General features: G+C 59.8%; 12 protein-coding genes. 3 read left to right on the forward strand and 9 right to left on the reverse strand.

The genetic code is table 11. The features are described 5' to 3' along the window. Positions 1–83 precede the first annotated feature (83 nt). The 4 genes from HMPREF2980_RS01355 to HMPREF2980_RS01370 all read right to left on the reverse strand — a co-directional run bounded on the left by HMPREF2980_RS01355 (position 84) and on the right by HMPREF2980_RS01370 (position 4,338). The gene (locus tag HMPREF2980_RS01355) at positions 84–959 is read right to left on the reverse strand and encodes a glycosyltransferase family 2 protein (protein WP_070689884.1); all 876 of its coding nucleotides are present in this window, start codon (positions 957–959) and stop codon (positions 84–86) included. A 49-nt stretch (positions 960–1,008) separates the two neighbouring features. Continuing rightward, positions 1,009–1,386, reverse strand: coding sequence for a DUF2304 domain-containing protein (locus tag HMPREF2980_RS01360; protein WP_060824149.1), 378 nt, complete (start codon positions 1,384–1,386; stop codon positions 1,009–1,011). A 2-nt stretch (positions 1,387–1,388) separates the two neighbouring features. Continuing rightward, a complete protein-coding gene (locus HMPREF2980_RS01365) occupies positions 1,389–2,132 on the reverse strand; it encodes a glycosyltransferase family 2 protein (protein WP_070689886.1) in 744 nt (247 codons plus the stop codon). Positions 2,133–2,316: 184 nt separating this feature from the next. Then, positions 2,317–4,338, reverse strand: coding sequence for a DUF6541 family protein (locus HMPREF2980_RS01370; RefSeq protein ID WP_070689887.1), 2,022 nt, complete (start codon positions 4,336–4,338; stop codon positions 2,317–2,319). 394 nt (positions 4,339–4,732) lie between these two features. Between HMPREF2980_RS01370 and HMPREF2980_RS01375 the strand changes: the two genes are divergently transcribed. From HMPREF2980_RS01375 to HMPREF2980_RS01385, 3 genes are all read left to right on the forward strand, one after another. Continuing rightward, complete coding sequence (locus tag HMPREF2980_RS01375; protein ID WP_070689889.1) at positions 4,733–5,275, forward strand: flavin reductase family protein; 543 nt, start codon at positions 4,733–4,735, stop codon at positions 5,273–5,275. Between the two features lie 112 nt (positions 5,276–5,387). Further along, positions 5,388–6,617 carry an acetylornithine deacetylase gene (argE, locus tag HMPREF2980_RS01380; protein ID WP_070689891.1) on the forward strand — a complete coding sequence of 410 codons (1,230 nt, stop codon included), beginning with the start codon at positions 5,388–5,390 and terminating at the stop codon, positions 6,615–6,617. A 505-nt stretch (positions 6,618–7,122) separates the two neighbouring features. Further along, positions 7,123–8,130: an MIP/aquaporin family protein gene (locus HMPREF2980_RS01385; RefSeq protein ID WP_070688763.1), complete on the forward strand. Its 1,008-nt coding sequence runs from the start codon at positions 7,123–7,125 to the stop codon at positions 8,128–8,130. A gap of 194 nt (positions 8,131–8,324) precedes the next feature. Here HMPREF2980_RS01385 and HMPREF2980_RS01390 read toward each other — a convergent pair whose 3' ends face one another. The 5 genes from HMPREF2980_RS01390 to HMPREF2980_RS01410 all read right to left on the reverse strand — a co-directional run bounded on the left by HMPREF2980_RS01390 (position 8,325) and on the right by HMPREF2980_RS01410 (position 13,843). Further along, the gene (locus HMPREF2980_RS01390) at positions 8,325–8,966 is read right to left on the reverse strand and encodes a VanZ family protein (protein ID WP_049352279.1); all 642 of its coding nucleotides are present in this window, start codon (positions 8,964–8,966) and stop codon (positions 8,325–8,327) included. A gap of 214 nt (positions 8,967–9,180) precedes the next feature. Next, positions 9,181–9,633 carry a fluoride efflux transporter FluC gene (locus HMPREF2980_RS01395; RefSeq protein ID WP_005504159.1) on the reverse strand — a complete coding sequence of 151 codons (453 nt, stop codon included), beginning with the start codon at positions 9,631–9,633 and terminating at the stop codon, positions 9,181–9,183. After that, on the reverse strand, positions 9,633–10,037 hold the full coding sequence (locus tag HMPREF2980_RS01400) for a fluoride efflux transporter FluC (protein ID WP_246823631.1): 405 nt from the start codon (positions 10,035–10,037) through the stop codon (positions 9,633–9,635). Before HMPREF2980_RS01400 ends, HMPREF2980_RS01395 begins: the two co-directional genes overlap by 1 nt. A 124-nt stretch (positions 10,038–10,161) precedes the next feature. After that, positions 10,162–12,963, reverse strand: coding sequence for an MMPL family transporter (locus HMPREF2980_RS01405; protein ID WP_070689895.1), 2,802 nt, complete (start codon positions 12,961–12,963; stop codon positions 10,162–10,164). Positions 12,964–13,141: 178 nt separating this feature from the next. Beyond that, the gene (locus HMPREF2980_RS01410; protein WP_049357527.1) at positions 13,142–13,843 is read right to left on the reverse strand and encodes a TetR/AcrR family transcriptional regulator; all 702 of its coding nucleotides are present in this window, start codon (positions 13,841–13,843) and stop codon (positions 13,142–13,144) included. Positions 13,844–14,094: the final 251 nt, after the last annotated feature.

Consider the following 14,094-nt stretch of genomic DNA (forward strand, 5'->3'; position numbering starts at 1 on the left):
AGTCATTTTCTTCGGCTGGGACTCTGCCGATGATTCCACGCTATCTCCGTTCTCTACTGGTCGCACCTATTAGATTGAAGTCTTTACTTTACGACGTGCTCGGCAAGGTTCTTAACACCCTGCCACTTCTTCGCCAGAGCCGCCTTCGGCAGCAGAGTCAGCGCGTGAGCGCGCGAGGAGAAACGGATACGAGCCACGCGAGCAGCCTTCTTCCAGCCCAGGGCGCTCATCTCTTCAACCATGGTGTTGTAGTAGCGGCGCTCCTCCTCAAAGCGGGTACCCTCCAGGGCGCGCCAAGACGAGTCAGAACCACCGTGGCGGCGGTACATGAACGCAACCTGCGGATCGTAGTACAGGGAGCCGCCGCGCATCGTAATGTCGAGAATCAGCGCCATATCCTGGATAACGTTCAGGCCCTCGCGGAAGCCGGTACCCACGATAGCGTCCTTACGCCAGCCCAGGGACGGGAAGTAGAACCACGCGCCACGCAGCAGGGAGGTGGCCAGCTCCTCGCCCTGCAGAACAGCCTCACCCTTGGGACGGTAGAACGCCTTAGTCTGCTCCACCAGGGTGTTCGACAGGCCGTTGTTCTCATCAATCACAACCACGCCAGGCTGGAAGATGGAAGCCTCGGGGTGCTTAGCCGCCGCGTCCACGAGCCACTGCACGTAGTTGGGGAGCATGACGTCATCAGCACCCATGACGGTGACCAGCTCGTTCTCCACGAAGGTCAGGCACTTGCGGTAGTTCGCGTTCGCACCCAGGTTGGTTTCGTTGCGCATGTAGGTGATGCGTTCGTCCTTCAGGGACTCGAACCAGCCGGGAATCGAGTCGTCCGGGTAGCCGTCATCGACGACAATCAGGCGCCAGTCCGGGTTGGTCTGACCGACCACAGACAGCACAGCCTGCTTCATCATGGCGACGTCGCCGTAGTAAGGGAACAGAATATCAACGGTCATGGGGTATTACTCCAACTCACAAGGGGTGAAAAGTACTGAAAGATAAAGACTAAGAATCTTGCTGGTTGCGTTTCTTCGCACCGGCGGCGCCCTCCGGCTGCTCCTGAAGCGCCTTCAAAATGGCGACTTCCTCAGCCAGGATGCGGGTCTTCTCCGACAGGCGCGACAGCTCCAGGGTCAGGTGAATACTCACACCCATCAGCAGCAGAATCGACAGCAGGAACAGCAGGTTCACCGGCAGAGCTACGCCCACGAAGTCCGCCACACCATTGAGAAGAGTCGGGAAAGCACCCAACACAATGATGATGGCACCAATAATCAGCCACAGGGCGGCGTAGCGCTCCTTCATGCGCTGGTGACGTACCTGAATCACCACAAAAGTACAGACCAGAATGGCAAGAATCAAGAAGAAAACACTGGCGCTCACGGCTACTTCTCCTCGGGGCGGCGGCTCACCGAAATGCCGTAGGCAAACAGTGAACGAACCAGATAGATGGCAGACTTCAGCGGACCGGAGGAGGGAGTACCTCCCTGACGCTCACGCATATGCACCGGCACCTGACGCACCTTCAAACCATTGCTAATTGCCATGGCGGTGATGTCAATCGTGTCGCCCAGGTATTCGGCGGGCAGGTTACGGCAGTAGAAGTCGATACCGCGACGGTTCGCAATCTTAAAACCGCTGGTCACGTCCGTGAACGGGGTTCCCGCCGCGCGAGTAAACAGGAACGACAACAGGCTCATCGCCCACTTGCGCGGACCGGACACATCATAGTCCGCCGCACCATCGGCAAAGCGGGAACCAATCACGATATCGTAATCCTGCACCGCCTCAATGAGCGAGGGGATGCTCTCGGGGTGGTGCTGGCCGTCCGAATCCACCTGCATGGCGTAGTCGTAGCCCATGCGCTGCGCGTACTTGTAGCCGGTGCGCATGGCGGCACCCACACCCATGTTGTAGGGCAGGTCAATCACAAACGCGCCCGCCTCACGAGCCACGGCGGAGGTGTTGTCGGTGGAGCCGTCATTGACCACCACCAGGTCCACGAAAGGTACCGTCTCCTGCAGCTCAGTAATAGTGCCGGGTAGCGCTTCTTCCTCGTTCCAGGCGGGCATAATCACCAGCGTACGAGGGAACGTGCGGGGGGTAAGGGACGATGTGGGAGAACCCATAGGGCAGTTACCCCTCCTAACGATTGTGTCTTACCGTGCGTGCGAAAGCCGGCATGCCCTTATGGACATACCGGCTTTCATCATATCAGTGGTTCCGCGGCATCTCAGATTTGGCGACAGATTGTAGACTGCACCACTTATTCTCTGAGATACATACGCTTTATGAGGGGTGCTCGCGTACCTTCTAGTTATCGCAGGCGCTAATACGGTACAGAGTCATCGGACCCGAGGAGTACACGGGGGTCAGAACATCCGTATCAATAGCAGCCACCATGCCGTCATAGTTCTTCTGCTGAGTAGGACCGAAATTGCCCTGGTTCTCCAGGTGAACATACCAGTGAGCCTTGTACTCGTTCACTTCGCGGCAGACTTCCGGGTTCGTGCGGGCATCCTTCAAATCATTCAGGATTGCCGCGTACTTCGGGGAGGTCTGGAACTCGAAGTGGTAGCTGGTCAGGTGGCGGTCAGCCAGCGCGTAAATGTAGGCGCTACCGTCCCAGGGGTTATTGACGATGGTGTCGCCCTTGGGCACGATCTTCGGGATTTCGTTAATGACGTTCATCTCATCCTGGTTCAGGATGTCGGAGGTCGGGGTCACCTTGTACCTATCCGCCACTTGCAGAGTTGCGTCGTGCATCGCCGGGGTACGCGAGGACAGGCCCGCAACCGCGAGCACCAGCACCATGGAGACACCCATCATTGCCGGGGCAACCTTCGCGTGCTTCTCACGCGGAATAGCGTGCATGATGCGCACGAAGATGCCCTCCGCGGCGCCGCCCAGGCCGATACCAGCGAGCAGCACTGCAGGGAACACCACCAGAGCAGCCAGGCGGAAGTGGTCAGTGTACCAGGGAGCCACCATCAGCAGGCGGAAGTCGCCACGCGGCACCGAAGCCGCAATGATCCACATGTAGCCGACCAGCATCCAGCTACCAATCAGCCACAGGTTACGGCGCTTGTACAGCAGGTAGCCAACACCCCACAGCGCCAAGAAGCCCAGCAGATATGCGGGCGCAAAATTACCACCTAGCGGGTTTGCGTTCTCCAGGCCCAGGAACAGGAACTGGTAGACCGCCTCGCCCTCGCTCATGATAGCGGTCCACAGGTCGCTGGCTTCCTCACTCGGACGCAACGCCAACCAGATAGTGACACATCCGGCGATGAGAGCGACCAGAACGCCGGTACCCACCAGACGCTCACGAGTGGATCCGCCGCGGGTGCGCAGCACCTGCACCACGCCACCCAGAAGCATGGGCACAGCAAACACTGCGGCAGAAACCACCGCGTTCGGATGCACCAGAGCCAAACCGCCCAGGCCCACCAGAATCGTCAGCGACAGGGACAGCACGAAGGAGTACTCACGGCGCGCCATGAGCTGAATCATGTGTAGCAGTAGCGCCACGAACGCGGGCAGCAGGGCATAACCCAGAAGGTTCGGGAACAGCACACCCCAGAACAGCAGCAGACCCGGGAACGCAAAGAAACCGCAAGTCAGAGCCGGAATGGCGAGCGCCTGCAGGGGGCGCAGGTGCGGAATGCTCAAGCACATAGCAATCAGGGAGCAAGGCCAGATAATGCCTGCCGCCAGCAGAATCATGACGATGGTTGCCGTAGCGATGCTCGTGCCGGTCGTGCTGTAAATCAGGTACACGAAGTCGTGCCAGCCGGCAGGATAAAAAGTAGGTTCTTGATTCGCGGCGGCAATTGCACCCAGAGTCAGGCTGGAGGCGTCGCCGTGCTCCTGAATCCAGCGAATCGCGTTCATATGGAATGAGTTATCGAGGGTCTGCGAGAACGCCTCGGGCCCAAAGACCATATGCTGGGTTGCGTGCAGGGTCAAGAAACCGCCCAGCACCGCGCCGATTACGGGCCAGGCGAGGGGCACGGTATTACCCGCCCAGTTCTCTGCGGCCTCGCTGGAGGCGTCGGGTAGGGCGGAGGGCCAGCGGCGGCCCACCAGGTGCATCACACCCGCGGCGGCAGCCACCAGCACGGCGCCAACCGGCACGAAAGAAATCAGGCTCCACGGAACACCGGTCTTACCCAGCACAATCGCGGAAACAGCCACCAAAGCGAAGGACAGCAGCGGCGCATAAAAAACGCGCAGACGTGCGGGAACACGCAGCGCCCAGCCCATTGCATAGCCGGGGCCAAAAGCCAACACGACCGCAAAAAGTAGCAGCGGAATAGTTGCCAACCAGCTCATTAACCCTCTTCTCCCCACAGTTCACGCACCCGAAAACCCCTCAAATACGGGGCGCGGTGCGCTTTCGCGTACCAAGCAAGGATACCCTAGAGACCTCTTCACCCCCGCGAAACCCCGCGGAAGAGAGGGACAGCACCCAAAACCAAGCGTTCCGCACCTTTCACGGGGCACCCAGTGGAACACCTCCCGGAAGCCCCCAAACGGCGAAGAATATGACGTAATATTTCGCGCCCCGCGTCATGAAAGGTGCACCTAAGAAACATAGGGCAATAAATAAGGTGTTCAGCACCCATTAGCTTTACTCTGAAACATATCTCCCCTTATACAAAGGGTCGTCCAACGCATACACATCTGGACGAACCCTCAAACGCAGCCGCAGAAGAAAGGGTCGATCATGACCGAAACCATTGCAGCACAGGCACCCATCGCCGACACCTCCGAGCAGTTCAAGCTCGCCTTCGGACACCAGCCCGCCGGCGTCGCCATCATCACCGCCACCGACGAAAACGGCGAACCCGCAGGCTTCACCGCCTCCTCGCTGACCTCCGTCGCCGCAGAACCGCCCATCATCGCCTTCTCCCTCAAGGCAAACAGCGGCTCCGCAGCAAAGATCGCGGCTGCATCCTCCTTCCTCGTGCACATGCTCGACGCTGAGAATGTGACCCTCGCGAAGAACTTCGCAACCCACGACTACCCCCGCTTCGACGACCCCAGCACCTGGGAATTCGTCCACAGCGGCGAGCCCCTCGTCCACGGCGTGCGCCGCGTGCTGCGCGCAACCCCCCTCAGCCGCGTTGAGGCAGGCCCCGCACTCGTCTTCACCGCACAGGTTGAAGAGTTCATCCGCAACGACTGCGAAGGCACCCCGCTGGTCTACCACTCGCGCAACTTCCACGCGCTGGGCGACCACTCCAACGTGAACAACTACAGCATCTAACCCCGCGCAGGGGTCACGGGGCGGTATTCGACGACCATGAGGCGACGAATGCCGCCCCGCGGCGTACCCTGAACATAACAGCGCACAGCACCACAACGCAGAAGGAATAGTTATGACGGCTCAGACCACCCAGCCCGCATCCCTCCCCTGGCTCGAAAAGCTCATCGCGATTCCCACCATCTCCGGTAGCTCCAACCTCGAACTCATTAAGCTCATCGAAGCCGAGTTCGCCCGCTACGGCTACAGCGGCGTGCGCACCTACAACGAGGACGGCACCCGCGCCAACCTCTTCATTACGGTTCCCGCAGCGGACGGCACCACCCGCGGCGGCCTGATCCTCTCCGGCCACACGGACGTCGTGCCCGTCGCCGGTCAGGACTGGGACGCCGACCCCTTCACCCTGCGTGTGGAGGGTACCCGCGCCTACGGCCGCGGCGTGTGCGATATGAAGGGCTTCCTCGCAGTCGCCCTCTGGCTGCTACCGCGCGTTGCCGAGGCGAAGCTGCGCACTCCCCTGCACTTCGCGTTCTCCTACGACGAGGAAATCGGCTGCGTCGGTGCGCCCTCCCTCATCGAGGAGTTCGTGGCGCGCGACCTCGCCCCCGACTATGCGATTGTGGGTGAGCCCTCCAGCATGCGCATCATCGACGCGCACAAGGGCGCACACCGCGGCCGCGTCACCTTCACCGGCGTGCCCAAGCACGGCTCCCTCGCAACCCACGGCGTGAACGCGGTTGCTGCCGCCGGCGAGTTCATCACCTTCTTCACCGACATGGCGGACCAGTGGGAAAAAGAAGGCCCCTACGACGAATCGTTCATCATTCCCCACTCCACCGGTAGCGTCAACCTGGTCAACGGCGGCCTGCAGTACAACATCGTCGCCGAGCAGGCTGTGGTGGAGTACGATGTGCGCACCCTGCCGCAGGTGACCACCGAATCCTTCGTCGAGCGCATTGACCGTGAGCTTTCCGAGGTGATTCTGCCCGATCTGCAGGCGCGCGCCGCACGCGCCGAAAAGCTGACCGGCGCGGAGCCCGGTAGCCTCACCTCCCGCGTGGGCGTGAAGCACGAACTGCTCGCCGCTGTACCCGGCCTCGGCACCGAAGACGACGCGCCCATCGTGCGCCTCGCCCACGAGTGGCTCGGCACCAACGACGCACCGCAAAAGGTCACCTACGGCACCGAGGCGGGCCAGTTCCAGCGCGCCGGCGTGCAGAGCATCATTTGCGGTCCTGGCGATATTGCCCAGGCGCACTCCCCGAACGAGTGGATTGAGCTGGAGCAGCTGAGTGAATGCGAGCGCTTCTTCGAGGCGATTCTCGACTGGGCGAGCGCCAAGTAGCGGCCACATAGCAACCGTGTAGCGGCGTAACAGCCAGTCCACCGCGGTTCGCAAGAGCCGCAGTTAGAGCCGCATAAAAATTACAGAAACTGCCCGGGTACCCCGTGAGGTGCCCGGGCATTTTTATGCTGATGGCAAGTGGTGTGGGCGGGTGCTGATGGCGGGGGTGAGTGTTGGTTTGATCGCGGGTTTATTCGTGAGTTTCTCCATGGGTTCAACCGCGAATTGAAGAAGTGAGTCCAAGGTGTGGACTATGCCCGATTTTCCCCTCATCTTCCACATTTATTTTTAAACGAAAAACCCGAAAAACCGCTTATGTCTAAGGGTGAAATAACACCAAAGTATTGCCCTTCTAGGGTATTCAGGGTTCCATAGATGCCAAAGGTTAAACACGCCACTCGGGCGGCATAACCACACACAAAACCACACCTCCCTCACGCTCGGCACTGCGCACCCGACCAAATCCCGGTTTACCACCCGCAGTTCACTACCTGAAGGACACCCCGTGTACACCATCAGCCCCTACCTCGCCGAATTCCTCGGCACGCTCATCATGTGCACCATCGGCTGCGGCGTCATCGCCAACGTCGAACTTCGCCGATCCAAAGGCCACGGCGACAACTTCTTCACCATCGCCTTCGGTTGGGGCTTCGCCGTCACCTTCGGCGTCTACGCCTCCCACGCCTACTCCGGCGGCCACCTCAACCCCGCTGTGTCCATCGGCCTGGCAGCGTTCGGCGAGTTCTCCTGGGAGAAGGTCCCCGGCTACATCATCGCCCAGGTACTCGGCGCAATGGTCGGCGCCGGACTGGTCTACCTCAACTACCTGCCGCATTGGAAAGCAACCGCCGACAAGAAGATTAAGCTTGGCGTTTTCGGCACCGTCCCCGCTATTCACAACTACTTCACCAACGCCCTCTCCGAAATGATCGGCACGTTCATGCTGGTCTTCTCGGCACTGTACACCGGCGTGAACTTCAAGCCGTCCATCAGCGGCGGTGTGGAACTCTCTCTCAACCTCAACGATGTGCTCAAGCCCCTCGCCTTCGGCTTCATGGTCACAGTGCTCGTGATCGGTCTGGGTGGTCAGACCGGCTACGCTCTGAACCCCGCCCGTGACTTCGGTCCGCGCCTCATGCACGCCCTGCTGCCCATCCACGATAAGGGCTCCTCGCGCTGGTTCTACGCGTGGGTTCCGATCTGCGGCCCGATTGCCGGCGGTTTCATGGGTGGCGCGTTCTTCAAGCTCTACTACGAGGGTCAGGTCAGCCCGTTTCTGTTCGTTTCCAGCGCTCTGGCGATTGCGGTTCTGCTCTTCGCGTGGTGGGCTAATAGCCACCTGTACCGTGCCCCCAGCTCCGAGGTTATCCCCGAGTTTGAGGACACCCACGCTACCGCGGCGGCACGTGCGGCAACCTACACGCCGACCGGTTCCATGCCGATTCTGCTCCCCGAAGAGGTGAAGGGCAACCGCAGCACCCGCGTCGTGAACCGGCTGACCGAGGACGAGTAATCTTCCCGCCCGAGAGCTTCCCTGTCTAGGGTTTCATCGAGCCGGGTTTATCTGAATAGATTTATCCGGCGAGGTTTCATCTAAAAACAGCGAACCCCTCATTTTCATAACCTGCACAACATGAGTCAGGTTATGAAAATGAGGGGTTCACTGCGTCTACCTCACGGCAGGGACATGGGGACTTTCAGAAGCTCCTATGCAGCGGCGGTAGCCATTGCCAGCGCCCGGTCATGCTTAGCCGCGCGGCGCTTCTGAACCGCACGCACCACCCAGATGCAGACCGCACCGAGGACCGCGCCAGCAGTATTATTCACAATGTCATCCACATCGAAAGTGCGGTAGGTGAAGCCCGCCAGACCCCAGTTGCCGGTCAGCTGGCTCAACTCAATGAAGGTCGACAGCGCGAAGCCACTCAGCGCCGTGGCGCGCAGACCCCAGCGCAGGCAGCCCGCAGTAAAGAAGCCCAAAGGGATGAACATGGCGACATTGAAGAAGAGCTGCGCATACACGGTCGTTGCGAAGCGGCGCAAACCCATGCCGGCAGTCAGATCCCACGCCTGCTGCCAGCTCCAACCCACGTAGAAACGCGGGTAGTACAGCTCGGGGTTCGTGACACTATTGGAAGAGCCAATCGGGGTCAGCGTCAGAGAAAGAATAGAAGCAAGGAACAGCGCAAAAGACGCGGTCAACAAGTACTGGCGGATGCTGTGCGCTCGACCGGTCTTCTTGGCACGCAGGCGCATACCAATAAATCCGATAATGGAGAGCGCGATAGTAAGCGCCGCAATCTCGATGGCGAAGGTGCCAATCATGTGTTTACTGAGCAGTTCCTGCATGCCGCGTGTTCCTTAGGTCGTGAGAGTGAGTTATATGAACCCCACCTATATATATGCCTGTTCTAACATATATTCCCGGTGGTATATAGCGGGTTACCGTTCATACCCGCCGCATATCGTTCACCACCAGTGTAAAAGACCGCTCTATGGCTCACCCTAGGCGAAACTGTGAAAAAGCTGTACATGCGCCCGCACACCACCACAGCCGGCGCCGTCAGTACAGAACATCCGGCGGGAACACCGGCGCAATATACCGACCAAACAGCAACACAAACAAGAGCGCACCCGCCAGAGCTGCCACCATCGCGCCCACAACCTGCACCAGCCACAGCATCAGGAACTTCACCATCTTGCCCTCAGAGCGGGCGGTCAGCGCCTCCACCATGGCGGTCGAAAACGTCGTAAACCCACCCAGCAGACCGGTCGTAATCACCGTGCACCAGAACGCCACCTGATCCGTGGCGTTATAGTGCACCCCCAGCGCGCGAGGATTAGACACCGGCATAATCAGCAGGCCGTACAGGAACGAGCCCACCAGGTTAATCACGAACACCGGGCTAATAATCGACGACTCCGTACGCAGGCGAGGCGACATCGCCTTATCCAAGAAGAAACGGGTCATCGCACCCAAACCGCCGCACAGGAAAACCATCAGAGCGAAAAACATTAGCGGCCCTCCTCAACATCACGGGCGGGCACCAAGCGGGACGCCACAAAACGACCCGTCAGCATGCCCGCCGCGGCGGCAACCAAACCACCCACCAGCAGCACCGCCACAGCCAGCACCATATATTGAGCATGCACCGTGTACGGCAGAAAAATCGTCTGCGCCAAAACCGCCGCAATCGACGAATACGTCGTATAGCCACCCATCATGCCGGCACCAAAGAGCAGACGGACCGAATGAATCCGCTCCTCACCGTCACGGCGCGCGTAGGCGTTCCACACCATCGTCAGCAGGCCCAGCGTAAACGAACCCAGCAGGTTCGCCACCAGCACGCCGCCGGGAGTGTGCACGCGGCACAGCGCACCCGTACCGCCTCCCAAAAAGACAAGAAAAGGGGCAGGCACACGGCTCAGAACGCCTCCTATCCATTGTCGGATACTCGCGCGGTTCCTCATCGCCGTACACCTGCCCTTTCGTCTCGTACTAGTCTTCAGAGTGCGCCGTAGCGCACAAACGCACACTAATACTTTACTCTGACCCGAGCTTGCTACCCGAGTCGGCAGCAGCAGACTCACGCTCGTGCTGAATATTCTCACTCAGTGCAGCACCCTCAACATCCATATTCGGAGTGAGGCGATCCAGCCACTTCGGCATCCACCACGCCTTATCGCCCAGCAGAGCCATAATCGCCGGGGTCAGCGTCATACGCACAATGAACGCATCCACAAGCACACCGAACGCCAAACCAAAGCCCATCGGGCGGATCATCGTCGAATCAGCAAAGATGAAGCCACCAAACACCGAAATCATAATGATCGCGGCAGCCACCACCACACGCACCGCATGGTTGTAACCGCTCACAATGGCAGTCGCCGCATCCTTGCCGTGCACGTACGCTTCACGCATGCCGGTCACCAAGAACATCTGGTAATCCATCGCAAGACCGAAAAGAATACCAATGAGCAGGGTCGGCAGGAAGGACAACACCGGACCCGGGTGGTCCACGCCGAAGAGGGAGCTCATGAAGCCCAACTGGTAAATCGACACCACGGCGCCGAAGCTCGCCAGCACCGAGAAGAGGAAGCCCACCGAGGCAACCAGCGGAACCATAATCGAACGGAACACCAGGATCAGTACCAGGAAGGACAGGCCCATCACCACGCTCAGGTACAGGGGTAGCTTCTGCGCGAGCACCTCGGAGACGTCAATATTGCCGCTGGTCTGACCCGCAATGCCGAGAGACACCTCAGAGCCCTGAACCGGAACGGTCACGGCTCGCAGCTCGTGGACGAGCTCTTCAGTCTCCACGGAGCTTGCACTGTGGGCAGGAATCACCTGGAAAATCATGAGGGTACGATCATCGGTCATACCGCCGGGAACCACAGCCTGCACGTTCGCGCCGCCGCGTTCCTTGACCGCAGAGGCGATATCAATCTGCGCCTGCTGAGCCTGCTCCTCACTTATATTCGCGGGCGTGTGCGCGACCGCAACCAGCGGGGCGCTCATGCCCTCACCGAACTTGTCCTTGACCAGCGCGTACGACTTGTACGCGGCGCTATCGGAGGGGTAATTTGAGGCGTCCGGCAGACCCAGGCGCATCTGAGACATAGGGGCGGCAACCGCCAGCAGCGCCAGCGTACCGGCCACCAGGGTCAGTAGCGGACGCGCCAGCACGAGGCGCAACCAACCGTTCGGCTTCTCGGTGCGGGCGGCATCCTGCGCGCGGCGCTCCGCAATCTTCTGCGGGGTATCGATGGAAGCCCACAGCTTCTTCGACATGATTTTGGTACCTGCCAGGGACAGCACCGCCGGGGTGAGCGTCACCGCGATCAGGGCGGCAACAACCACGCAGAACGCGGCGGCATTACCCATCACACCCAGGAAGGGAATACCGGTCACATTCAGCGCCACAAGCGCAATAATCACGGTGCTCGCCGCAAAAATCACGGCGTTACCGCTCGTGCCGTTCGCCAGGGCAATCGACTGGACCTTCGGCATGCCGTTCAGCAGGTTCGTGCGGTAGCGGTTCAGAATGAACAGCGAATAGTCGATACCGACCGCCAGGCCGAGCATCAGGCCCAGGGTGTAGGCGGTAGAGCTCATCTGGATAACAGAAGACAGCGAGAGCGTGCCGAGCACACCCACCACCACGCCTACCAGAGACATCAGGATCGGCAGGCCTGCAGCCACGAGGGTGCCGAGCATAACCATCAGCACGATGAAGGCGATGACCATACCCGCCACCTCACCGGTGTGCGAGCCGCCGCCAAGCGCAGATTCGCTCAGGTTCGCGTCGAACTGGACAGTTGCCCCGTGCAGGTTCGCCGACTCGAGATCGGACATAACCTTCTGCAATTCAGCGGAAGGCACCTCGTAAATCTTCTTCTTAAACGAGACAGTCGCAATCGCCGTGGACTGATCCTCAGAGACCATACGGTAGCCGGAGGTAAAGTCGTAGAGCTTCTGCTGACGCTCAAGCTGCTCACGCTGTGCCGGTAACTCACTCTCGGTCTTCTGCAGCTGGTTGCGCTGCTCGTCCAACTTCTTCTTGCCCTCAGCCAGCTCATCCTTCTTGGAGGCGATTTCTGCGCGACCCGCGTCAACCTGCTTCTGGCTCTCGATCAAGGTATCGTGCTGCTGATTGAGTGCGTTCTGCTGCTCGGTCAGCTGCGCCTGCTGGGCATTGAGCTGCTCCATCATGGCGGCGGGTGAGCCTGCCGCCTCCGCCTGGGCATAGCCCTCCTTCAGCTGTACCTGGGCGTCATCGAGCTGATTCTGCGCCTCATCCAGTTGCTTTCGGCCCGCGGTAATCTGCGCCTGGGAGTCGTCGAGCTTCTTCTCGTTGTCAGCAATCTGCTTGGTGCCGTCTTCAATCTGAGAGGCGGCGGCGTTCAGCTGCTTTTTGCCGTCCTCAATCTGGGCGGGTGCAGCACCAAGCTTGGTGTGTGCCTCGTCGAGCTGGGTTTTCGCTTCGGCAAGCTTGGAGGTGGTGGTGAACGGGTCGGTGACCGCGTCCACGGCGGGCACCTCGGTGGTGAGCTTGTTCAGCGCGGTAGAGAATGCCTGCTTCTGTTCTTCGGTGAGGGCGGTGCCGTCGCCGGTGGTGATAATGATCTGGCCGGAGCCGCGGTTGGCGCTCGGGAAGCGCTGTGCGAGCTCGTCGGAGAGCTGCTGGGTCTGCGTTCCGGGCATGGTGAAGGTGTTGCTGAGCTTGCCGTGGAACGCGGTGTAGGCACCCGCTACACCGGCAATGATGAGTACCCAGGCAAGGATGACAGCCCAGGCACGGCGGGCGGCGGCTTCACCGATGCGGTAGAGCCATGTAGCCATGAATTATTCCTTTGAAGTTGAGTGAGTGAAGAGTTTGGTGCGTTGGGTGCGTGTGAATACGGTGGTTGCCCTGTACTGCGATTGCTGTGCCCTGTTTTTGGGCAAAAAACACCCCGCTTCGGGCACCTGCAGGTGAGGTGCCCGAAGCGAGAGTTTTTGAGCGTGAACGCTTTGGGGCTTAGCTTGCGAATTCGCCCTGGACCAGACGGCCCAGGTAGTCGAGTGCCTCGAGTACGCACTGGCGCATCGCTTCGATGGCGAGTGCTTCGGGGTGGGTGCCTTCGGGGGCTTCCGCTGCGACCTTGGCGGTTACTTCTTCGGCGCGGGTGAGGTAGTAGTAGACGCCTTCACCGATGGTTTCGGAGAGGTTGGAGGCGAAGACTGCCACGCGCAGGTAGGGCAGGTCGGGGTATGCCTCGAGGTACTGTTCGAGGAAGATGTCGTAGGTGCGCTCGAGGATGACATGCGAGTATTCCTCGAACTTTGCGGGGCTGTCCATTTCGAGGGCGTAGAGCAGGTGTGCGAAGGGTGCGATGTACTCTTCGAGGGTGTTGCTCATGAAGACGTTGCGGGCGATGGAGAGCATTTCGGCTTCCATGCTTGCGTTTTCGCCGGAGATGCTGAAGTCGCATTCTTCGAAGATGCGGTTGAAGTACTGGTTCATGCGGGTGACCAGCACGTCGTCTACGGAGGCGAAGTGGTTGAAGATGGTGCGGCGGGAGACGCCGGCGCGTTCTGCGAGTGCTTCTGCGTTGAGGGCGCCGTAGCCGCCCTCGAGGATGAGGGATTCTGCTGCCTCAACGATTGCGATGCGGTTCTCTGCCTTGCGGGCGGAACGCTTGTCCGTGATGTTTGCGGGGGATTCAACAAGATTAGCCATGCTTTTTACAATACGCGCAATGTTTCACCGGGAGTAACTATTTGGGGGTTAGATTCACCACATATTTGCACTCAAGGCAATAAACTTGAAGTGCAGATTTAATCTTTACTCAACAAGCAATTTAGTGTTTTAGCACGTCAGGGCGCTATAACACCCCAAAAACGCGCACCAAGGGGCGGGGTATGCACAACACACCCCACCCCCTCGAGCACTCACCCGGCTACCCGCTCAGCGAGCCGCTCAGCAAGCCA

This window comes from Rothia sp. HMSC076D04, assembly GCF_001814645.1.
Taxonomy (GTDB): Bacteria; Actinomycetota; Actinomycetes; order Actinomycetales; family Micrococcaceae; genus Rothia; species Rothia mucilaginosa.